Annotated in this window: 15 protein-coding genes and 1 pseudogene; 4 read left to right on the forward strand and 12 right to left on the reverse strand. The window is 70.7% G+C overall.

Annotated elements, in window-relative coordinates; translation table 11 throughout:
* Positions 1-333: 333 nt before the first annotated feature.
* From ACWD4J_RS12250 to ACWD4J_RS12260, 3 genes are all read right to left on the reverse strand, one after another.
* The gene (locus ACWD4J_RS12250; protein ID WP_451395269.1) at positions 334-525 is read right to left on the reverse strand and encodes a hypothetical protein; all 192 of its coding nucleotides are present in this window, start codon (positions 523-525) and stop codon (positions 334-336) included.
* Positions 522-716, reverse strand: a complete 195-nt coding sequence (locus ACWD4J_RS12255; RefSeq protein ID WP_451395270.1) for a DUF5999 family protein — start codon at positions 714-716, stop codon at positions 522-524. Before ACWD4J_RS12255 ends, ACWD4J_RS12250 begins: the two co-directional genes overlap by 4 nt.
* A gap of 200 nt (positions 717-916) precedes the next feature.
* Complete coding sequence (locus tag ACWD4J_RS12260; RefSeq protein ID WP_451395271.1) at positions 917-3028, reverse strand: ATP-binding protein; 2112 nt, start codon at positions 3026-3028, stop codon at positions 917-919.
* 283 nt (positions 3029-3311) lie between these two features.
* Between ACWD4J_RS12260 and ACWD4J_RS12265 the strand changes: the two genes are divergently transcribed.
* Positions 3312-5561 carry an ATP-binding protein gene (locus ACWD4J_RS12265; protein ID WP_451395506.1) on the forward strand — a complete coding sequence of 750 codons (2250 nt, stop codon included), beginning with the start codon at positions 3312-3314 and terminating at the stop codon, positions 5559-5561.
* A gap of 289 nt (positions 5562-5850) precedes the next feature.
* Here the strand turns inward: ACWD4J_RS12265 and ACWD4J_RS12270 are convergent, their stop codons facing one another.
* From ACWD4J_RS12270 to ACWD4J_RS12280, 3 genes are all read right to left on the reverse strand, one after another.
* Positions 5851-10470, reverse strand: a complete 4620-nt coding sequence (locus ACWD4J_RS12270) for an HAD-IC family P-type ATPase (RefSeq protein ID WP_451395272.1) — start codon at positions 10468-10470, stop codon at positions 5851-5853.
* 135 nt (positions 10471-10605) lie between these two features.
* Entirely contained in the window at positions 10606-12123 is a 1518-nt protein-coding gene (glpK, locus tag ACWD4J_RS12275) for a glycerol kinase GlpK (protein ID WP_451395273.1), read from the reverse strand.
* Positions 12124-12184: 61 nt separating this feature from the next.
* Positions 12185-13084, reverse strand: coding sequence for an MIP/aquaporin family protein (locus ACWD4J_RS12280; RefSeq protein ID WP_451395274.1), 900 nt, complete (start codon positions 13082-13084; stop codon positions 12185-12187).
* A 445-nt stretch (positions 13085-13529) separates the two neighbouring features.
* On the opposite strand from ACWD4J_RS12280, the gene ACWD4J_RS12285 reads away from it, so the two are divergent.
* The 3 genes from ACWD4J_RS12285 to ACWD4J_RS12295 all read left to right on the forward strand — a co-directional run bounded on the left by ACWD4J_RS12285 (position 13530) and on the right by ACWD4J_RS12295 (position 16462).
* Positions 13530-14684 carry a glutathione-independent formaldehyde dehydrogenase gene (locus ACWD4J_RS12285; RefSeq protein ID WP_451395507.1) on the forward strand — a complete coding sequence of 385 codons (1155 nt, stop codon included), beginning with the start codon at positions 13530-13532 and terminating at the stop codon, positions 14682-14684.
* Positions 14685-14760: 76 nt separating this feature from the next.
* Entirely contained in the window at positions 14761-15750 is a 990-nt protein-coding gene (locus ACWD4J_RS12290) for an SAM-dependent methyltransferase (protein WP_451395275.1), read from the forward strand.
* A 196-nt stretch (positions 15751-15946) separates the two neighbouring features.
* Positions 15947-16462, forward strand: coding sequence for a DUF4396 domain-containing protein (locus ACWD4J_RS12295; protein WP_451395276.1), 516 nt, complete (start codon positions 15947-15949; stop codon positions 16460-16462).
* A gap of 18 nt (positions 16463-16480) precedes the next feature.
* Here ACWD4J_RS12295 and ACWD4J_RS12300 read toward each other — a convergent pair whose 3' ends face one another.
* From ACWD4J_RS12300 to ACWD4J_RS12325, 6 genes and pseudogenes are all read right to left on the reverse strand, one after another.
* Positions 16481-17161 (reverse strand): DUF6766 family protein, encoded by a 681-nt coding sequence (locus tag ACWD4J_RS12300; protein ID WP_451395277.1) that lies wholly within the window; start codon positions 17159-17161, stop codon positions 16481-16483.
* A gap of 87 nt (positions 17162-17248) precedes the next feature.
* Positions 17249-17626: a hypothetical protein gene (locus tag ACWD4J_RS12305; RefSeq protein ID WP_451395278.1), complete on the reverse strand. Its 378-nt coding sequence runs from the start codon at positions 17624-17626 to the stop codon at positions 17249-17251.
* A gap of 286 nt (positions 17627-17912) precedes the next feature.
* Complete coding sequence (locus ACWD4J_RS12310) at positions 17913-18878, reverse strand: glycosyltransferase (RefSeq protein WP_451395279.1); 966 nt, start codon at positions 18876-18878, stop codon at positions 17913-17915.
* A 4-nt stretch (positions 18879-18882) separates the two neighbouring features.
* Positions 18883-19142, reverse strand: a pseudogene (locus ACWD4J_RS12315) (glycosyltransferase family 9 protein); the annotation flags it as partial.
* A gap of 122 nt (positions 19143-19264) precedes the next feature.
* On the reverse strand, positions 19265-19606 hold the full coding sequence (locus ACWD4J_RS12320; protein ID WP_451395280.1) for a hypothetical protein: 342 nt from the start codon (positions 19604-19606) through the stop codon (positions 19265-19267).
* 25 nt (positions 19607-19631) lie between these two features.
* On the reverse strand, positions 19632-19832 hold the full coding sequence (locus tag ACWD4J_RS12325) for a DUF2795 domain-containing protein (RefSeq protein ID WP_451395281.1): 201 nt from the start codon (positions 19830-19832) through the stop codon (positions 19632-19634).
* Positions 19833-19977: the final 145 nt, after the last annotated feature.

Consider the following 19977-nt stretch of genomic DNA (forward strand, 5'->3'; position numbering starts at 1 on the left):
ACAAACGCTCACCCGCAGGCGACTTGACCTGCCCCACCCTCGCCACACCACAACCAACGAGGGCAGGACATCTAAGTCACCGGCATTGGGCCTAGGCCTCGGGCTCACCATGGCAGCGCAGAAGTGGGCCCGGAGGCGGAGGCTGTGGTGAGGGTCGTCAGCTTCCGGTCTCCGGGCCTATGGGCGTCGCTGTGTGGGCCTGAGCATCGTGTCCGCCAAGGGCATCTCCCTTCGTCGGGCCTGTGTGCCGTAGCGGTGTCGTCAATCGCACTCCCTTCTTCGCCGGTGCGTCCGAATCCGCTACCAATCGCAACTCCCTTCGATACGAGCTCCCTAGGCGACAGCGGCGCCCGCGAGCAGTTCGAACCGCACGACCTCGTCGAACCGCACGACCTCGCCCACGGCCGTCGTGCTGCTGCCCCAGCAGTGGGAGAGCAGCTCCAGGCAGGTGCAGGTGGCCCACTGGGGGGCCGGGCCACGCTGCGGGGTGCGGCGACGCGGTGCGATGGTGAGTGTCGAGTTCATGCCGTCGGTCCGTGATGCGTCCGAGGGGCCGGGATGACGCGCCCGTCGGGTTGGATCTCGCCGTCATCGGTGAAGACCACCACGCCGTTGCACAGCAGGCTCCAGCCCTGCTCCGGGTGGGTGGCCATCATCCGTGCCGAGCCGTGGTCGGGGGCGTCGGCGCGTGGGCACGGAGGTAGGTGGTCGCACATGGAACGGGCCTTCGTGGTCCTCCGCCGACCGGCGGAATCTTCCGGGAACGCAGTCAGCATCGTCCGCGCCGCGGAGCCCGGGGAGGGGAGAAATCCCCGAATGGGTACCTGACCCGCCGTGGGTAGATCATCCACCGTCGTCGACGCGGAGTCACGCACCTCTCACCCTGGGCTTCCGCATCCGGTCGGTCGCCCCGCGGTCACGGGTACGAAGGAGCAGCGTCGTGCAGCGCCCGTCCGACGGCCGCGTCCGGCGCCAGCTGCGCCCCCGACCGGAACACATCCTCGTACGCCTGCTCCCCGAGATCGTCGAGCAGCCGCGCCGCTGTCTGCTCGTGCCCGGCGGCCAGATGCCGGAAGCCCGACAGCGACGTGCCGATGGAACGCCACATCGCGGCAGCGGAGCCCAGCATCCGGGCGCTGGATTCGGGCTGCCCGGACGAGGCGGCGAACCAGGCAAGCACCTCCAGGCACTGCGCCATGCCCCATCCGTCCTGCACGGACCACCGCGTGCGCAGAGCGTCTCGTACGAGATCGGTCCCGCGCCGCGACTCGCCCTGGCTCCAGGAGTACAGACCCAGCGCCCACAAGGCGTACGAGCGGGCCCACTGGGCGCCGGCCTCCTCGCACAGCGCCAGACACTCCTCGCCGAAGAGGGCGGCCCGGTAGTCGCCGTTGAGGGCGCAGGCCATGGTGAGCTGATAGAGGCAGGTCATCACGCCGTTGCGGTCACCGGCCGCCCGGTGGCCCGCCAGCGCCTCCTGCAGGAGGCGCCCGGCCCGCGGGAAGTCGCCCTCGTACAGTGCGAGGACGCCGAGGTGCTGTGTGCACCTGGTCCGGGTCGGGGCATGGTCGAGGCGGAGCGCCAGCGTCCAGCACTCCTCGAGCCGCGGCTGCGCCGATGCGGTGTCGCCCTGGGCCGTCGCCAGCCAGGCGTCCACCCACAACGCCCGGCCGCGGGCCACGGTCTCCTCGGGCGCGAGCCGCAGCAGCCTGCCCAGCCAGTGGCGGCCCTCGCTGAGATGTCCGCCGCAGATCCAGTGCGGCCACAGCGCCGCGGCGATCTCCAGACCCGGTCCGGCCTGTGTGGGATCCGAGCAGCAGAAGTCCAGGGCCGCCCGGATGTTGGAGTGCTCGCTGCGCAGCCGGGCCAGCCACTCCTGCTGGCGCGGGCTCAGCCAATCGGCCTCCGCCCGGCGGGCCAGCCGGTGGTACCAGTCCCGGTGGCGGCGCTGCAGTGCGGGCCCGAGGCCGAGCCGGGCGAGGCGGTCCGCGCCGTACTGCCGGATCGTCTCAAGGAGCCGGTACCGCACCCGCTCCCCCTGCTCCTGCCGGACCAGGATCGACTTGTCGACCAGCCCTGACACCAGGTCGAGGACATCGTCGCGGGCGATGCCGTCCCCGGAGCAGACCTCTTCCGCCGCCTCCAGGTCGAATGTCCCGGCGAACACCGAGACCCGCGCCCAGAGGGCCCGCTCACCCGGGGAGCACAGGTCGAAGCTCCAGTCGATGGCCGCGGTGAGGGTCTCGTGTCGCGGCGGCGCCGCGGCCGCACCTGTCCCCCGCGCGGGCTCCAGCCGCTGGTCCAGACGGTTGAGGATCTGCTCGGCGGTGAGCGTCCGCAGTCCGACGGCGGCCAGTTCGATGGCGAGCGGAAGGCCGTCCAGCCGTCTGCAGAGCCGCACCACCGTGTCCAGGTTCTCGGGGCCCAGTACGAACCTTCGTACCGCCTCCTCGGCCCGCAGTGCGAAGAGCCTCACCGCTGCATAGTCGGCGAGGCGCTCCGGGCGGTACGGCACGTCGGGCGCAGGTACGGGCAGGGGCTCCACGCCCATCACCGACTCGCCCTCCAGGCGCAGGGGCTCGCGGCTGGTGGCCAGAACGCGCAGCCCTGGCGCCTCCCGCAGCAGCCGGTCGGTGAGCAGCGCGCAGCCCGTCAGCAGGTGCTCGCAGTTGTCCAGCACCAGCAGGGCCCGCTTGTCCCGCAGGTGGTCGACGAGCAGCCGCGTCGGGTGCGGCGCGGCCTGGTACCCGAGGCCGAGTGCGGCTGCGACCGTCTGCGGCAGCAGGCTGTCGTTGTCCAGCGGCGCGAGTTCGACCAGCCATACGCCGTCCGGGAAGGCCCCGCGGATCTGGTCGGCGACGCGGCGCGCCAGCCGGGTCTTGCCGACGCCGGCGACGCCGGTGAGGGTCAGCAGACGCGCGTCGGCGAGCAGCCTCCCGGCCTCGGACAGCTCCTGTCGGCGGCCGACAAGATCGGGTTCGCCGGGGAGGTTGCCCCTGTGCCGCATCGGCGCGTGCTCCGCCGCCATAGTGGTTTTACGTTAGGTCCGCCCAACGGACCGGGCAAATTCCGGTCAAATGGGGCAGAGCTTCGCTGGGACGCCTCCCAGGGCGGTGCGTGCCGGGCGGCCCGGGCATAGCCTTGAGGTGTCAGCCCGGCCTGAGCGGAGGAAACCCGCTGGCCGGGGCTGGTTAGAGGCATTCATGGGCACGGCGGCGACGAGCACTTCGGCGGGCGTACAGCCAGGCAGGCTCCCGGCCGAGTTGACCAGTTTCGTGGGACGTCGGCACGAGGCGGCCGACGTGAAGAGAATGCTGGGCACGTCCCGGCTGGTGACGCTCACCGGAGTCGGCGGGGTCGGCAAGACCCGGCTCGCGCTCCGCGTCGCCGACGATGTGCGCAGGGCGTTTCCCGACGGCGTATGGCTCGTGGAACTCGCCGCTCTGGGCGGTCCGGAGCTGCTCGTCCAGAGCGTCGCCGAGGCCCTGGAGATCCGGGACCACTCGTCCCGGCCGGCCATCGACGTCCTCACCGATCACCTCCGGGACAAGCAGGCCCTGCTGGTGCTGGACAACTGCGAGCACATGGTGGACGGCTGCGCGCTGCTCACCGACCGCCTCTTGCGGGAGGCGCCCTGGCTGCGCGTCCTGGCCACCAGCAGGCAGCCGCTGGGCATCGCCTGTGAGCAGAGCCTGCCGGTACCGACGCTGGAGCTTCCCAACCCCGGGGGCCGAGGGCTGTCCGCCGCCGCCCTGGCCCAGTGCGACGCGGTGCGGCTCTTCGTGGACCGTGCCGGGGCGATCCTGCCCGGCTTCACCGTCACCGAGGCCAACCGTGACGCGGTGGAACAGGTGTGCCGCAGGCTGGACGGGATTCCGCTGGCCATCGAACTGGCGGCGGTGCGGCTGAGAGCGCTCTCCGTGCAGCAGCTGCTGGACCGCCTGGACAACCAGTTCCGGCTGCTCACCACCGGTTCGCGGGCCGTGCTGCCGCGTCATCAGACGCTGCGTGCCCTGATCGGTTGGAGCTACGACCTGTGCACCGAACGGGAGCAGCTGCTGTGGGCCCGGATCTCGGTGTTCGCCGGGAGCCTCGATCTGCAGGCGGCCGAAGCGGTCTGCGCCGTGGACGGCCTCGCGGGCGAGGAGGTCCTTGACCTGGTGACCGGGCTGGTGGACAAGTCGGTGCTGCTCCGCGAGGAGCACCCCTCGGGAGTGCGTTACCGCATGCTGGAAACCCTCCGGCAGTACGGCAGGGAGAAGCTGGCCGAGGACGGCGAGGAGGCTGCCCAGCTGCGGCGGCACCGCGACTACTACCGGCGTCTGGCGGCGGACGCCCGCGCGGAGCTGTTCGGTCCGGGACAGGTGGCCTGGTTCTCCCGGCTCCAGCTGGAGCACGCGAATCTGCGGATCGCCCTGGAGTACAGCTTCGCCCAGCCCGACGAGGCGCCGGTCGGCCTGAGCATCGCCACCGACCTGCTCTACCACTGGATCACCAGCTACTACCTCGCCGAGGGGCGCCGCTGGCTGGACGAGGGGCTCACCGCATGCACCGAGCCCACCGAGGTTCGTGCCCGGGCACTTTGGACGGACGCCTGGCTGGCCATCATCCAGTCCGACACGGACGCCGCCGCCGCCATGCTGGAGGAGAGCCGCGACCTCGGGACCCGGCTCGGCTCGGACTCCCTCCTCGCCTACGTCGCGCTCTACTCCGGCATGGTCGCCATGTACCGGGGCGAGATCGAGTCTTCGATCAGGCTCTACAAGGACGCCGTGGCACGCCATCGGGCCACCGGCGATCCCGTCGGGCTCGCGCTGGCGCTGATCCGGCTCTCGCTCGCCTACTCCTTCTCCGGTGACTCACCGAGCGCCATCGCGCTGGGCGAGGAGTCGCTCCAGGTCTGCGACGCATACGGGGAGGGCTGGCACCGGGCGTACACGACGATGGCCCTCGGGATCGAGGTGTGGCGCCAGGGCGACACCGAGCGCGCGGCCGCGCTGGAGAAGGAGAGCCTCGCGTTCAACCGCTCGCTCGACGATCCGCTCGGTGTCGGGGTCAATCTGGAGGTGCTCGCCTGGATCGCGGCCACCGAGAAGCAGTACCGGAGGGCGGCGGGACTCCTCGGAGTCCTGCAGAGCATCTGGCAGGCGATCGGCGCGCCGCTCTCCGGATACGGGCACCTGGTGCACTACCACGAGGAGTGCGAGGCGAGCACGCGCCGCGGGCAGAGCGCGTCGGCCTTCGAGACGGCGTTCAGGCAGGGAGCCGGGCTGTCCTACGAGGAGGCGCTGGCCTACGCGCTCGAGGACAGGCTCCCGGCGACGGAACCGTCCGACGAGGCGGAGACGCCCTCACCGCTCACTCCCCGGGAAACCGAGATCTCCCACCTGGTCGCACAGGGTCTCAGCAACAAGGAGATCGCGGCGACACTCGTGATCGCCCAGCGCACGGCGGAGGGCCACATCGAGCACATCCTGAGCAAGCTCGGTTTCAACTCCCGCGCACAGATCGCGGTGTGGGCAGCGGAACAGCAACGGGCCACGGTCCCCGGCGACAGCTGACGGCCGGTGCCGGCTGACACGCCGGGTGCCAGGCCGCGACACGATGTGCGTGACCGCGTCCGGCAGGGCCTGACGTGCGGCGGGGCGGGGCCGGCCGGTGTCCGGCGGGCGCCGGGTGAGAAGACGATCACCCATCGGACAGGGGCGCGTGTGGACGCTGCTCTCCGAAGGCTGACGGGCGAGCCCCGCCCGACACTCATCCTTGTGCGATCTTGACGTTATTGCAAGTTAATCGCAATAAGCGAGTCGGGTGAAGCGCGCGATCAGACAGCCGCGAGGAAGCTCACGATCAGACAGGCCGCGACTCTGAGGACGCCCGCTGCGTGGGAATGAGGTGCGCCGGTGAGCGGCCCTCGTACGGTGTGCGCGCGGTGACCCGTGTCTGCGGGCCGCCAGCGGTGAGACGCTGCCACGCGGCGGGCAGCAGGACGGATCCCGCTGCCGCCGCCAGGCCGATCGTCCACCCCGCCGGGCCGAGCGGCCGGCTGCCGAAGAACTGGCTGAGGCCGGGGACGGCGACCACCAGCACGAGCGCCGCCAGCGATCCCACGGCCGCGGCGGCCACCACCGGGTCGCGGCCCGCGTCCGCGAGCGTCTGCAGCAGCTGCGACGCGACGAGGGCGACCAGGGCGACGGTGTCGGCCCGGCCTCGGGTACCGGTCGTCCGGGCGACGATCCAGGCGCTGCCCGCCGCGGCCGCGGTGATGGTGGCACGCAGTCGGATGTGGCGCGTGAGTGCCTTGCCGAGCGACGCCTCGGGGCCCTCCGCGAGCAGCCTTTCGGCACGGCCGGCCGGGGGCCGGGCCGCGATGGCCATCGCGGGCAGCATGTCCGTGAGGACGTTGACCAGCAGCAACTGACGCGCGTTCAGCGCGCTGCGTCCCGTCAGCAGGCTCGTCGCCAGGGTGAAGGCGATCTCCCCGAGATTCCCGCCGAGCAGGATGCCCAGTGCCTTGCGGACGGAACCCCACATGGCCCGTCCCTCGACGATGGCGTCGACGATGGTCTCGATACGGTCGTCGGTGACCACCACGTCGGCCGCCGCGCGCGCGGCGGGCGTCGCCCGGGAGCCGATGGCGATGCCGACGTCCGCGATGCGGATGGCGGGTGCGTCGTTGGCGCCGTCGCCCGTGACGGCGACGACCCGCCCTGCCGCGCGCAGTGCGGTGACGATACGTACCTTGTGGGCCGGCGTGACCCGGGCGAAGACCGCGACGTCCGGCAGTGTCCGGGCGAGGGCCGCGTCGTCGAGGGAATCGAGCTCGGCCCCGGTCATCATCCGCAGTTCCGCGTCGGGTTGCAGTTCGCCGGCGATCGCGGCGGCGGTGCTGGGGTGGTCGCCCGTGAGCATGACGATCCGTACTCCGGCCGCGGAAAGGCGGTTGACGCTCTCGGCGGCCGTGGCCCGCACCGGATCCGCCAGTCCGAGCAGGCCCAGCAGGCACAGCCCGTCGACGGCCTCGTCGACGAGAGCGGTCTGGTTCTGCGCGGCCTCCGGGGGCAGGATGCGCTCGGCGACCGCGAGGACCCGCAGGCCGCGCCGGGCATGGCGGTCGATCTCCTCGTCGATCCACTCGCGCAGCCGGTCGTCGAACGGTTCGGTGGTGTCGTTCCGGCGGACCCGGTCGCAGCGGGCCAGCACGACCTCCGGCGCTCCCTTGACGACCATCCGTGCCTGTGTGTCCGCCCGGCCGAGCACGGCGTGGTAACCGCGTCCCGGTTCGAACGGCAGCTCCGCCGCTCTCCGCCAGGTGTCCGAGGGCAGCCCGGCCGCCAATGCCGGGCTGGTGCCGAGCAGTTCGGCGCCTGCGGCGATGGCGCGGTCTGTGGGGTGCGTGAGCGTCTCTGCCGGACCCTCCGGACCCGCGAGAACCGCCGTGGCGACCACGCGGCGCAGCGCGGGTGTGAGCCGCTCGGGCGGTCGCCGTTCGAGACCGTCGGACACCTGCCGGAGGGTGATCCGCCCCTCGGTGAGCGTGCCGGTCTTGTCGAAGCAGAGCGCATCGGTACGGCCGAGCGCCTCGATGGTGGGAGCGCTGCGTACGAGCGTGTTGCGGCCGGACAGACGGCGGGCCGCAGCCAGTTCGGCGACCGTGGCGACGAAGGGAAGCCCTTCCGGTACGGCCGCGACGCACAAGCTCACGGCATTGCCGAGGGCTGCTCCCAGGGGCCGCATGCGCGAGAGATCGACGAGGAAGAGGACGACGCCCGATGCGATGGACAGCGGCAGGAACCAGCGGCCGAGGGCGTTCAGGCGGCGTTCCACGCCGCTTTCCGGGACCCCGGCCTCGGGCACCGCCTCCGCGGCGCTGCCCGCCTCGGTGGCGGCGCCCGTGGCGACGACCACGGCGAGCGCGCTGCCGGCCGCCACGGTGGTGCCCTGGTAAAGCATGGAAGTCCGGTCCGCGACCGCCCGAGCAGCCGTCGGCGCAGGCGACTTGGTGACGGGCTGGGACTCGCCGGTGAGGCTGGACTCGTCGACCTCGAGGCCCGTCGCGTGCACCACCCGGCAGTCGGCCGGGACCGCGTCACCGGCCAGCAGCTCGATCACATCGCCGCGTACCAGGCGGTCGGCGGACGTCTCCGTGACGCCGGGACGTCCGGCTCGGCGCAACCGCACCCGTGCCGCAGTCGCTTCGACGAGCCGGCCCGCCGCGCGCTCGGCCCCCACGCGCTGCGCCCCACCCACGAGTGCGTCGACACCGAGCACGCCGCCGATGAGCACCGCGTCGACGACGGAGCCGAGCGCCGCCGAGATGCCGCCTCCGATCGCGAGGATGGGTGTGAGCGGGTTGGCCAGCTCTTCCACGACCCTGCCGATCAGGGTGACGGCACCGGCCGGCCGTTCCGTCCCTTCGAGCTGGCGGCGCCGCGCGGCCTCGGCGTCGTCGAGTCCCCGGGACGACGTGCCGAGCCTCGCGATGACCTGGCGTACCGTCATGGCATGCCAGGGTGTGCGCTCGACACCGGCCGGGGCCGGACGGCCGCGCAACCGCCAGCCCACCCACGTCCCCGCCACCAGTCCGGCGATGGTCACGCCGTCCGCCACCAGACGGGCGCGCTCCCAGGCCCCGCGGCGCGGCACGGCAAGCGCGACGGTGGCGCCCACGAGCGCCCCGGCGGCTTCCATGCGGGCGCAGAGCAGGCTCAGTCTGCGCGCCTCCGGCATGGCGCTCAGCAGCAGGTGCGCCACCTGGGGCGGTGCGGCAACGTCCGCGTCCCACGGCACCTGGCGGGCTCCGGTCGTCACGCCGATGCCGAAGTCCGCACAGCCGAGGGCGCGGCGGGTCCGGGTGGTGACCACGGCGACACCGTGGCCCTCCTCCTGGAGGGAACGGACCAGCGCGGCCGTGCGGGTGCCGCCGGTGGGAACAGCCTCGTCCAGTCCGAACCTGCGGTGCAGCCCCGGCGCCCCTCCCACGAGCACAACCCGGCCGCACGCACGTGCCGCGTGCACCAAGTGCTCGGCGAGCGGGTGCAGTTGAGGGACCAGTCCGGCGACCGCAAGGGGGCTGCCGTGCCGGAGGACGAGCAGCACCCGCGCGCCCTCCTCGCCCCACTGTCTCGCCGATGCGGCTGCCTCCTGGGGCAGTTCGGCGTATGGCGAACCGGTTTCCTCGGCGGCATACGGCTGCAGCGCCCAGCCTGCGCGCTCCTGCGGCTGCGACGGGTCGGCGCCCTCTATCAACTCATGGACCCACGCATGGATTTCGTCGACGTCGGGACTGCCGGCCTCGCCGACGTCGGGATGACCGGCCGCCGCCCCTTCGGGCTGCTCTCCGGGCGGCGGCAGGCGTATCAGTGTCCCAACCGTCCAGGTGCCTGTGGCGAGCAGCCGGGCGTCGAGGACGACCGTGTCGATACGGTCGAGGCGGCGCAGCGCTTCGGGCCGCAGAATCAGCGCTCCGCGCGTGGAGGCGGTCTGTGCCACGGCGCACGCGAACGACTCCCGGCCGAATCTCGGGCTTCTCGGTGTGCCGGCGATCAGCAGGGCCAGCCCCCGGTCGTGGCTGAGCGTGCCGACGGCGGTGAGCCCGTACGCGGCGAGGGCGGCGGGGACGGCCACGTTGGCATAGCGCTCCCCCGGCCCGGGCGGCAGTGGAGCAGGCCGCTCGTAGGCCGGCGCCGCGTCATGGCGGTACGCACCCTCGCGGCCGGCCAGCCGCTGCGCCCAGTCGTGCCAGGCCTTGCGCCGGGCCTGGACCTCGACGTACCCGGCCCAGGCCAGGGCGGTGGCTACGGCGACGCCCAGCGGGCGGAACATCAGCGTCGTGGTGATCAGGTTCGCCGCGGCCCAGCCGCTCTCCGCGGCCGCGGAGCCGACTCTGCGGGCGACACCGTCGCGTACTCGCGGCGTGGCCTCGGCGAGCTGGATCGCCGCCGACGCAGCCGGGGGCAGGCCACGTATACCGATCGTCCGGCCCACCGCCGCCACGCCGAAGGCCACCATGCTCGCGCCGAGTTGGACGGCCGCACCGATCGCGGCCCGTGGGGCGCCGGGGTACCCGACGGCGCGGGGTGCCCGCTCGGCGTCGGCGCCGGCCTCGGGCCGGCCTGTTCCGTCTGCCGCCTCCGTGGCGGTGTCGGCGTCGGCTTCCGCGACGAGGCGGACAACGCCTTCAAGGTCGATTCGAGCCGGATCACAGCCGACGTACACACACCCGAGCGTCCCGTTGACCTCGGCGCGCCTCACTCCCGGTACGCCGGCCAGCCCGCTCTCCAGGTCTCGGGCCGCCTCGACCGTACCCGGCCGCCCCAGGTTGCGGACCTCGATCTGCACGCCGCCGGGGGTCTGCCATGCCTGTGCCGTGTGCGCCATCAGGCGCCCGAGCGCGGTCAGGCCCGCGGGCGCGGCTGCTGCCGCCCCCGTGACGCTCCGGACCGTCCCGGAAAGAAGTGACCGGATCACGCGGCCTCCATGGGCCGGCTGTGGTACCCCTCAGTGCCGCCCAGGGAGCGACACCCTCTCCCACCAGTATGACCTCGTCCCATCGGCACCGCCCTCCGACGGCACCGTCCTGCGCGGGCCGGACCGAACAGGCCGCTACTCGACCTTGGCCCAGTTGAGAGTGCGTTCCACGGCCTTCTTCCAGCCCTCGTACCCTTCCGCGCGCTGCGCGTCGCTCCACTGCGGATCCCAGCGCTTGGACTCCTGCCAGTGGGAGCGCAGTTCGTCCTCGTCCCGCCAGAAGCCGGTGGCGAGTCCCGCGGCATAGGCGGCGCCGAGCGCGGTGGTCTCGGCGACGACCGGGCGGCTGACCGGCACGCCCAGGGTGTCGGCCTGGATCTGCATGCACAGGTCGTTGGCCGTCACGCCGCCGTCGACCTTGAGCACGTCCAGATGGACACCGGAGTCCTGTTCCATGGCCTCCACCACGTCGCGGCTCTGATAGCAGATGGCTTCCAGAGTGGCCCGGGCCAGGTGGCCGTTGGTGTGGTAGCGGGCGAGGCCGACGATCGCGCCGCGCGCGTCGGAGCGCCAGTACGGGGCGAACAGCCCGGAGAACGCCGGGACGAAGTAGATGCCGCCACTGTCCTCCACGGTGGCGGCGAGCCGCTCGCTCTCGGCGGCATCGCTGATGATCTTCATCTGGTCGCGCAGCCACTGCACGGCGGAGCCGGTGACGGCGATGGAGCCCTCCAGTGCGTAGATGGGCGCACTGTCGCCGAACTGGTAGGCCACGGTGGTGAGCAGGCCGCTGCGTGACCGGACGAGTTCGGTGCCGGTGTTGAGGACGAGGAAGTTGCCTGTGCCGTAGGTGTTCTTGGCTTCGCCGGGTGCGAAGCAGACCTGGCCGACGGTGGCGGCCTGCTGGTCGCCGAGGACGCTCGTGATGGGAATGGCGGCCCGGAGCGGCCGCTGGGTGCGGGTGTGGCCGTACGCCTCGGCGTGGGAGGACGGATTGATGGTCGGAAGCATGGCCCGCGGGATGCCGAAGAAGGACAGCAACTCGTCGTCCCAGTCGAGGGTTTCGAGGTCCATCAGCATGGTGCGGCTGGCGTTGGTCACGTCGGTGGCGTGGATACCGCCCGCGGGCCCGCCCGTGAGGTTCCAGAGCACCCAGCAGTCGGTGTTGCCGAACAGGGCGTGTCCCTGCTCGGCGGCCTCGCGGACCCCGTCCACGTTCTCCAGAATCCACTGGATCTTGCCGGCGGAGAAGTAGGTGGCCGGCGGCAGTCCCGCCTTGCGGCGGATGACGTCTCCGCGGCCGTCGCGATCCAGCGCGGCGGCGATGGAGTCGGTGCGGGTGTCCTGCCAGACGATGGCGTTGTAGTACGGGCGTCCGTTGCGCCGGTCCCATACTACGGTCGTTTCGCGCTGGTTCGTGATCCCGATGGCGGCCAGGTCGGACGGCGACAGGTTTCCGTGCCGCAGGGCGTTCTGCATCACCGAGTTGGTCCGCTCCCAGATCTCCACGGGATCGTGCTCGACCCAGCCCGAGCGGGGCATGATCTGCTCGTGCTCCAGCTGGTGCCTCGCCACTTCGCCGCCGTCGTGGTCGAAGATCATAAAGCGGGTGCTGGTGGTGCCCTGGTCCACCGCGCCGACGAAATCCGCCATGGGTTACCGCCTCTCATCGGAGGATGCGCCGGATCCGGCGCCGACCGCTCAGGGAACCTCGTCAGGGACCCTCGTGGCTGGGGACGCTTCCGGTGGGCTGCCCTCCGGTGCCCTCGGGTTCTTCGGGGGGCGGCACGCGGCCCGGAGGCATTTCCTCCTCGTCCGGCAGGAAGCGGCCGACGACGGTCTTGTAGAACCAGGCGCCGATCAGGCCTCCGATGAGAGGTGCGACGATCGGCACCCACCAATACAAGACGTGGTATTGATCTCGCCACGCCAGGCTGTACCCGGTCATGTAGCTGGCGAGCCGCGGTCCGAAGTCACGTGCCGGGTTGATGGCGTACCCCGCCAGGGCGCCCCACGCCATGCCGATGGCCACCACGATGAGGCCGATGATGAACGGGGCGAGGTTCGCCTTCGGGGGCGTGTTCAGCAGATCCGTCACGGCGAAGATCAGCAGTACCAGGATGGCCGTGCCGATGATCTGGTCGCGGAAGGCTCCCCAGGTGCCGATCGGCAGGTTCGTGTTGCCGTTGGCCGGAAGGGTGGAGAACACGATCTGAGTCTTGAAGGTGTGGCCCGGGTCGGCTTTCGCCAGCGCCTCGGTGTAGTTCCAGCGCACGATCAGGGCCGCGATGAAAGCGCCCGCGGTCTGGGCGATCATGTACGGCGCGACCTTCTTCCACGGGAACCCCTTGAAGGCGGCGAGGGCCAGCGTCACGGCCGGGTTGATGTGTGCACCGCTGAGCCGCGCGGCTACGTACACGCCCAGCGTGACACCGAGACCCCATGCCCAGGCGATGCTGTCGTGGTTGCCCAGCCCGCCCGGCGGATTGGTGAGGGCCCCGGCCGCCACGACCTGGGCCACGACACCGCACCCGAAGAGGATAAGGACCATCGTGCCGGCGAACTCCGAGGCGAGCTCCCCCACAAGCCCTGACTCGCGCGATTTCTCAGCCATGGGACCACTTCCCGCCGGCCCGGTGATGGGACCGGCTTACTGCGTGCCAGAAAGATCCCGTGTATCACCATAAGTTGGTGGAGACCGATCTGCATACGCAGTGACTTCTGTGCCCCATGGGGCGGTTGGTGCAACAGCGCCCACTCGCCCCACTGCTCACCGGTCGCCCGCGGCAACTGGGCAGACCCGCCCCGAAAGGGCGGGCCGGGCCTGCTGCGGGAGGGCGCCAAGGGCTGGCCGAGGCGGCGTCCCCAGCCAGGTGAGCTTGCGAACGCCGCAGAACGGGCGTTACCTGGAAGTATCCGGCGGTGAACCACATATCACACCCGGGGCCACGGCGCAGCCCGACGGCCCTCGCCGGCCGGCGTCGCACGCTGCCTGTCCCGTGGCCGCGGTCCTGTCCGTCGCCGCCGGTCCCCATGCGTTCGGCGCGGAGGTGACCGAGGTGAAAGCAGTCGTCTACGAGGAGCCCTTCAAAGTAGCCGTGAAGGACGTCCAGGACCCTCGTATCCAGCACCCGAACGACGTGATCGTACGCGTCACATCGAGCGCGATCTGCGGTTCGGATCTGCATATGTATGAAGGCCGCACAGCGGCCGAATCCGGCATCGTCTTCGGCCACGAGAACCTCGGCATCATCGAGGAGACCGGCGAAGGCGTGGCCTCCCTGTCCAAGGGAGACCGGGTCGTCATGCCGTTCAACGTGGCCTGCGGATTCTGTAAGAACTGCCTTGCCGAATACACCGGATTCTGCCTGACGGTCAACCCCGGGTTCGCCGGCGGCGCTTATGGATACGTCGCGATGGGCCCGTACACCGGTGGCCAGGCCGAACGGCTGCGGGTGCCGTTTGCCGACTTCAACTGCCTGAAGCTGCCGCCAGGCGAACAGTTCGAGACCGACTTCGTGCTGCTGGCCGACATCTTCCCGACCGGCTACCACGGGTGCGAGCTCGCCCAGGTATCGCCGGGCGAGACCGTGGCCGTGTACGGGGCCGGCCCGGTGGGGCTGATGGCCGCCTACTCCGCGCTGCTGCGCGGTGCGGCGAAGGTGTTCTCCGTCGACCGCGTGCCCGAGCGGCTCGCGAAGGCGGAGCAGATCGGCGCCATCCCGATCGACTTCACCAAGGGCAATCCCGCGGAGCAGATCAAGGAACAGACCCAGGGCGAAGGCACCGACAAGGGCGTGGACGCCGTCGGGTACCAGGCTCAGGCCCATGACGCCAGCCACGAGGAGCCGGCGGTCGTACTCAACACACTCGTCGAGACGGTACGGCCGACCGGAATGCTCGGAGTACCGGGCCTGTACGTGCCCTCCGACCCGGGTGCGCCGGACGAGCACGCCAAGCACGGCCAACTGCTGGTCTCCATTGGCAGGATGTTCGAGAAGGGCCAGCGGATGGGCACCGGCCAGTGCAACGTCAAGCGGTACAACCGCCAGCTGCGCGACCTGATCATCGCCGGTCGGGCCAAGCCGAGTTTCGTGGTCTCCCATGAGCTCCCGCTCGACGAAGCGCCCAAGGCATACGAGAAGTTCGACAAGCGAATCGAGGGTTACACCAAGGTGGTGCTGCATCCGGCACTCGCCGGCGCCGCAGCATGAACAACCCGGTCCGGGCGCAGCAGCGCCCGGACCCCACACATGAACCCAAGCAGTTCTCCGTCAATTGCCAGGTGAGGTGACGGCGTTGCCCAGATCGAAGAGAGCCACTGCCTACAAGGGCACCTCGCCTGAAGCGATCCGCCACCACTACGACTTCCTGGGCGACTTCTACAAACTGTTCCTCGGTCCCGAGCTCGTCTACTCCTATGGAATGTGGCAGCCCGGCGACACACTGGAATCCGCCCAGTTGCGCAAGCTCGACCACCACGCCGAGGCAGCCCGTGCCATCGGCGCCGAGCGTGTACTCGACGTGGGCTGCGGATGGGGCAGTCTCCTGCACCGGTTGGTGGACGAGCACGACGTCAAGCACGCGGTGGGACTCACCATGAGTCCGGGCCAGGCCGCCTGGATACGCAACCAGGGCTGGCCGCACTGCGAGGTCCGGGTCGAGAACTGGTTCGACCACACGCCGGACGCGCCCTACGACGCCATCATCGCCATCGAGGCGATCGAACACTTCGCGGGCAGTGCCATGCGGCGATCACAGCGGATCGCCCGCTACCGCCTGTTCTTCCAACACTGCCATGCCTGGCTGCGGCCCGGCGGGCGGCTGTCTCTGCAGGCCAACGCCTGGGGTGACCGCGGCTGGATCGCATCCCTGCTGCTGCCCGCGCACGAGCGGACGGTGAACGACTCGTACGACAACCGGCCGAGACACCTCACCCCCAAGCACGTCTACCAGGACGTCCATGACGCGGTCACCAACATCCGCGAGGGCATCCACGCATCCCGGACCGTCTTTCCCGAATGCTTCCTCCCCACCCTCTCCGAACTCATCACCGCCGCCCGCCCCTTGTTCACGATCCAGCAGATACGCAACGACCCGGAAGACGGTGTGCTGACCGTCGAGAACTGGCTGGAGCGGTCCCAGGCGAACCGGGACCGAGGTGCCGAGCTCATCGGGGAGAAGGCTGTCTCGGACATCATCAGGGAACAGCGCATCGGACTGAAATTCCTGCGCGAGCAGCGCTACACCGTACTGCGCATGGTTTTTGAGAAAGCGTGACGTGAACCAGCGCGAAGGCCGGCCCTCACGAAGGTGAGGGCCGGCCTGGCTGAGGCCTGGTGACGGCAGTCACCAGGCCTCACGGCGTCATGGGCGGAGAATCCATCCTCTTCAGGAATACCCCCAGGGGGTATATGGTTCGGTGTGTACCGGGCTTCCGCATGGCCCACACTGGATCAGGGACAGGGAGAGCGTCATGGATCATCCGGCTCACGCGAACGCGCCCGCCCACGCCGGGCACGGCGATCACCGCGATCACGGCGGGCACACGCCCGGCGCCGCGTCCTGGAGCACCGCAGCGAAGGCCACCCTGCACTGTCTGACCGGCTGCGCCATCGGCGAGATCCTCGGCATGGCGGTCGGCACCGCCCTGGCGTGGGGCAATGTGCCGACCATGGTGCTGGCCATCGCCCTGGCGTTCGTCTTCGGCTACTCCTTCACCCTCTTCGCGGTGGTGCGGGCGGGCCTGAGCCTCAGGGCCGCAGTCAAGGTGGCCCTCGCCGCCGACACGGTCTCGATCGCCGTCATGGAACTGGTCGACAACGGCATCATCGCCGTGGTCCCGGGAGCGATGGAGGCCCAACTGTCCGACGGGCTGTTCTGGTCCACGCTGATCGGCGGGTTCGCGGTGGCCTTCGTGGTCACCACGCCGGTGAACAAGTGGATGATCGGCCGCGGCAAGGGACACGCCGTCGCCCACGCCTACCACTGACCACTGGGGCTCGTCTGCTCAGCCTCCCACTCCGGTCACATGGTGCGGCGCGCCGACAGGCTTGGACTCCGGGGAACCGCGCTGCCGCAGATAGATCGAGAGAATGGCCATGGACGCGATGGCGAGGAATTCGGACTGCCAGTTCTGCAGAGTCCGGCTCCAGAAATCAGCGGAGACGATGTATTCCGGCCAGCTGATGGGTGCCTGAAGCTGCCTCAGTTGCTCCCCGTTGTAGGCGGCCACGCCGGTGATCGACTGGGCAAGCCAGGAGAGTACGAAGATGGTACCCATGACCAGGCCCAGGGAGCTTGCGTACACCCTGAGGCGAAGGCCGCCGACCGCCGCCCAGCGGGGGGATTCCGGGCCCGCGTGAGGGCCGACGCGCTGCTCCTTGTCGGACTCCACACCGATTCTGTCCGGGCTCTTGGACTCCGGCGAACCGCGCTGCACCAGCCAGACGGTGAGCAGGACGTAGAGAAAGAACTGCAGATACTCCGACTGCCAGTTCTCCATGACGTCGACCGCGAAATCGGAGGAGGCCAGGTAGTCGCCGATGCCGATCGGCTGGAGATCGTCCGCCACCAACTGGTTGTTGAAATCGGCGTGTCCGGCGATGGCCTGTCCGATCAGGGCGAGAAAGAAGGCCGTGCCGAAAGCCAGCCCAAGGCCGTTGTCCCTCAGAAAGCGCCGGACTCTCATCGGCGCAGCACCCCCAGGGTGATGCAGTAGGCCAGACCGCCCGCGATCACGAGCAGGCACAGCGTGAACATGACGCGCATACGGCCCTCACCCGCCCTTGAGCCTGCACTGGTAGGGGCGTTGCGTGCGCGGGGTGCAACCGGCCGCGACGATCTTCCAGCCGCCGGGGAACTCCGACAGGAACAGGGTGTCCGCCGGGAAGACGACACGGGCCTGCCGTCCGGCGACATCGACGCTCTGGACGGCCCCCGGTACGGCGTCGGCGGACGGGACCTCCTCGTCCAGGACGCCCTGCGCGCACGGCTTCATGGCGGACTGTACGACTTCCTCGCGGGTTCCCGGCGCCAGCACCTGGCATACGGCGCCGCCGTCCCGGACACGCAGGGCCCGTTCGAAGTCGAAGGCTGCCGCCATGGCTGCCGTGCGCCGCTCGCCCACCGCCCCGCAACCCGTCGTCAGCACCATGGCGGCTCCCGTCGCCGCCGCCGCCCCCCCATTCCCATCGCTCCCATCGCCAGGGCATCCGCATGGCCTCCCGTCCGGCGCTCCGCGGCCGTACCGACGGACGGTAACCTCGCTCAGCCGCAGGCCGGCCCGCCGCGCACGAGGCGCCGCGGCCGAGTCCCTCCGGTGGCGGACACGGGCGCCGATGGTGGCGACGGTCTGGGTCACAGTCGCCCTTCGGCCACGCGGACGGGCACGGGCGGCTGATCGTCCAGTGGATCTGACGACCGCGGGAGGTTGCGCGTCGTCAGCGGGTCACCTCCTCCATCAGCCGCTCCCAGTCGTGCAGGAAGCGCTTGAGTCCGTACCGGTCGAGGGCCGCGCGGCGGGCCCGTGCTCCCGCCTCCGCCGCGGCTTGGGGGTCGTTGAGATACGTCCGGGCGGCCCGGGCGAGGACGTCCGGGCGTGTCGACAACACACCGGCGCCGGGCGGCACCGCCTCGACCGCTTCGGTCGTGGCGAGGGCGACGACGGGCATCCCGAGGTGCATGGCCTCGAGGAGGGAGAGTCCGAGCGAGGTCCAGCGCACGGGGTGCAGGTAGAGGCGGCGCTGCGCCATGGCCGCGTGCAGCTGTGCCTGCGGCAGGTCCTGGGCGCGGCAGCGGTCGGGGGGCAGTCCGAGATGCCCTGCCAGGGCGTCGGTCCGCATGCCGAACACGTCGAGCGGTGCCGCCTCGCTGAGGGCGGCCAGCAGGTCGGTACCGGTGTAGCGGCCGCGCCGTACGGGCTCGTTGACGACGACGGCCGCACGTTCGAGCCGCCCCGTGTACTGGTGGCCCGGGTCGACGATGCCGTGCTCGATGACGGCGGTGCGGGTGCGGCCGTTGTCCCAGAAGAGCCGGTTGAAGTGGGTGACGTGTACGAGGACGAGGTCGTCGCGGTCGGCGCAGGGGTGGCGGCTCTCGGGGACGTTCCGGTCAGGGGCGTTGTGCTCGACGTAGACGGCGGGCACGTCGCGTCCCGGGCGGCGGCCGCCGAGCCAGCGCTCGGCCAGGGCGGCCTCGTGCGGCCTTTGCAGAATGACCAGGTCGACAGGCGTTTCGCGCAGTTGTTCCGGGGCGATTTCGACGGCGGACGAGGGCCAGGAGAAGGTACGGGCGCGGCCGCGGCCTTCGGGTCCGCGGTCCGGCAGGACCGGCAGCAGATAGGTGTGCGGTCCCTGGACGAACGCCGTCGTCCAGGAGCCGTGCACGTGCCAGATCAGGATGTTCATGCGGTCACCTCCGGATGGCTGCCGGACCGCCTTCCGCCGTCACCAGCGCGGCGACGGCATCGAGCACGTCCGCATCGGTCACCGAGTCGAGGCACGGATGTCCCGGGAGCGGGCAGATGCGGGCGCCGGCGCACGGGGCGTCCTGGCGGCCGAGCAGGACCTGCGGCACGGGGCCCGGCGTTCGGCCGGTAACACGAGCGCGAAGAGGCGGACGAGGACGACCGGGGTGCCGACGGCCGCGGCGAGATGCGAGGGGCCGGTGTCCGGGGCGGCGGCCGGGTCGTGGACGAGAGCGTTGTTGCCGAGAACGCGCATAGGGGTGCCCTTTCGGCGGCCCGGTGGCCGCGGTCAGTCATCTGACGGCGTGTGGGGCGCGGCTCGGCGGATCACCCGGCCGTCTGCCCGCGGTACCTGCCGAAGCGGCCGGCGGAGGCGGATCCTGCGAGTTCGATCGGTTCGACGGCCAGTGCCTGGCGGACGAAGGCGGACACCGCGCGGCCGTCGTACCCGCGCATACGCGGGCCGTAGGTGTCGAACAGCCGCACGATGCCCGTTGCGGTGCCGTGCACCCCCGCCTCGACTGTGGTGAACGCCGCGCCGAAGCCCTCGGCCTCGTCGTACACAGCAGTTCTCCGGGCGCTCAGCGTCGTGCACAGGTCGGAGCCGGTACAGCCGGCTCCGCCGGTGACCACGGCGTGTTCCCAGCGAGGGGAGGGTGCGGCAGCCATGGAATCTCCCTCCGGCGGTGGTGACTCAGGTGCCCGTGCCCCTGAAGATGGCCTGCTGGACCTTGTCCGGTCCGTCGAACTCCTTCTCGCGCAGATGAGAGATCGTCTCGACGACCTTCTGGTCGGCCTTGTTCTTCTTGGCGAGCTCGGTCAGGTGTTCCCGGTCAGTGGGGTACGTGGCACCTTTCAGAGCCTTCTGCAGATCGGTCGGGTTGATCTCGGCCATGACGTCCTCCGAGAGTGCGGTCAGTGCGCGCCGGGCGGACCATGAAGTTCCGCTACGCGCCATTGCGTACCGCCGGGTACCCCCACCTATGTCATGAAATCACGCTTCTGCCACTTCTACCCCTTAGGCCACTTGTGCACCGATT

Source organism: Streptomyces sp. NPDC002577, from assembly GCF_053594815.1.

What these genes read in the sequence shown, in the direction of transcription:
- ACWD4J_RS12255 (WP_451395270.1), bottom strand. Translation starts at nt 716, where the DNA reads ATGTGCGACCACCTACCTCCGTGCCCACGCGCCGACGCCCCCGACCAC.
- ACWD4J_RS12265 (WP_451395506.1), top strand. Translation starts at nt 3,312, where the DNA reads ATGCTGGGCACGTCCCGGCTGGTGACGCTCACCGGAGTCGGCGGGGTC.
- ACWD4J_RS12295 (WP_451395276.1), top strand. Translation starts at nt 15,947, where the DNA reads ATGGATCATCCGGCTCACGCGAACGCGCCCGCCCACGCCGGGCACGGC.
- ACWD4J_RS12260 (WP_451395271.1), bottom strand. Translation starts at nt 3,028, where the DNA reads ATGGCGGCGGAGCACGCGCCGATGCGGCACAGGGGCAACCTCCCCGGC.
- ACWD4J_RS12300 (WP_451395277.1), bottom strand. Translation starts at nt 17,161, where the DNA reads ATGAGAGTCCGGCGCTTTCTGAGGGACAACGGCCTTGGGCTGGCTTTC.
- ACWD4J_RS12280 (WP_451395274.1), bottom strand. Translation starts at nt 13,084, where the DNA reads ATGGCTGAGAAATCGCGCGAGTCAGGGCTTGTGGGGGAGCTCGCCTCG.
- ACWD4J_RS12250 (WP_451395269.1), bottom strand. Translation starts at nt 525, where the DNA reads ATGAACTCGACACTCACCATCGCACCGCGTCGCCGCACCCCGCAGCGT.
- glpK (WP_451395273.1), bottom strand. Translation starts at nt 12,123, where the DNA reads ATGGCGGATTTCGTCGGCGCGGTGGACCAGGGCACCACCAGCACCCGC.
- ACWD4J_RS12325 (WP_451395281.1), bottom strand. Translation starts at nt 19,832, where the DNA reads ATGGCCGAGATCAACCCGACCGATCTGCAGAAGGCTCTGAAAGGTGCC.
- ACWD4J_RS12320 (WP_451395280.1), bottom strand. Translation starts at nt 19,606, where the DNA reads ATGGCTGCCGCACCCTCCCCTCGCTGGGAACACGCCGTGGTCACCGGC.
- ACWD4J_RS12310 (WP_451395279.1), bottom strand. Translation starts at nt 18,878, where the DNA reads ATGAACATCCTGATCTGGCACGTGCACGGCTCCTGGACGACGGCGTTC.
- ACWD4J_RS12305 (WP_451395278.1), bottom strand. Translation starts at nt 17,626, where the DNA reads ATGGTGCTGACGACGGGTTGCGGGGCGGTGGGCGAGCGGCGCACGGCA.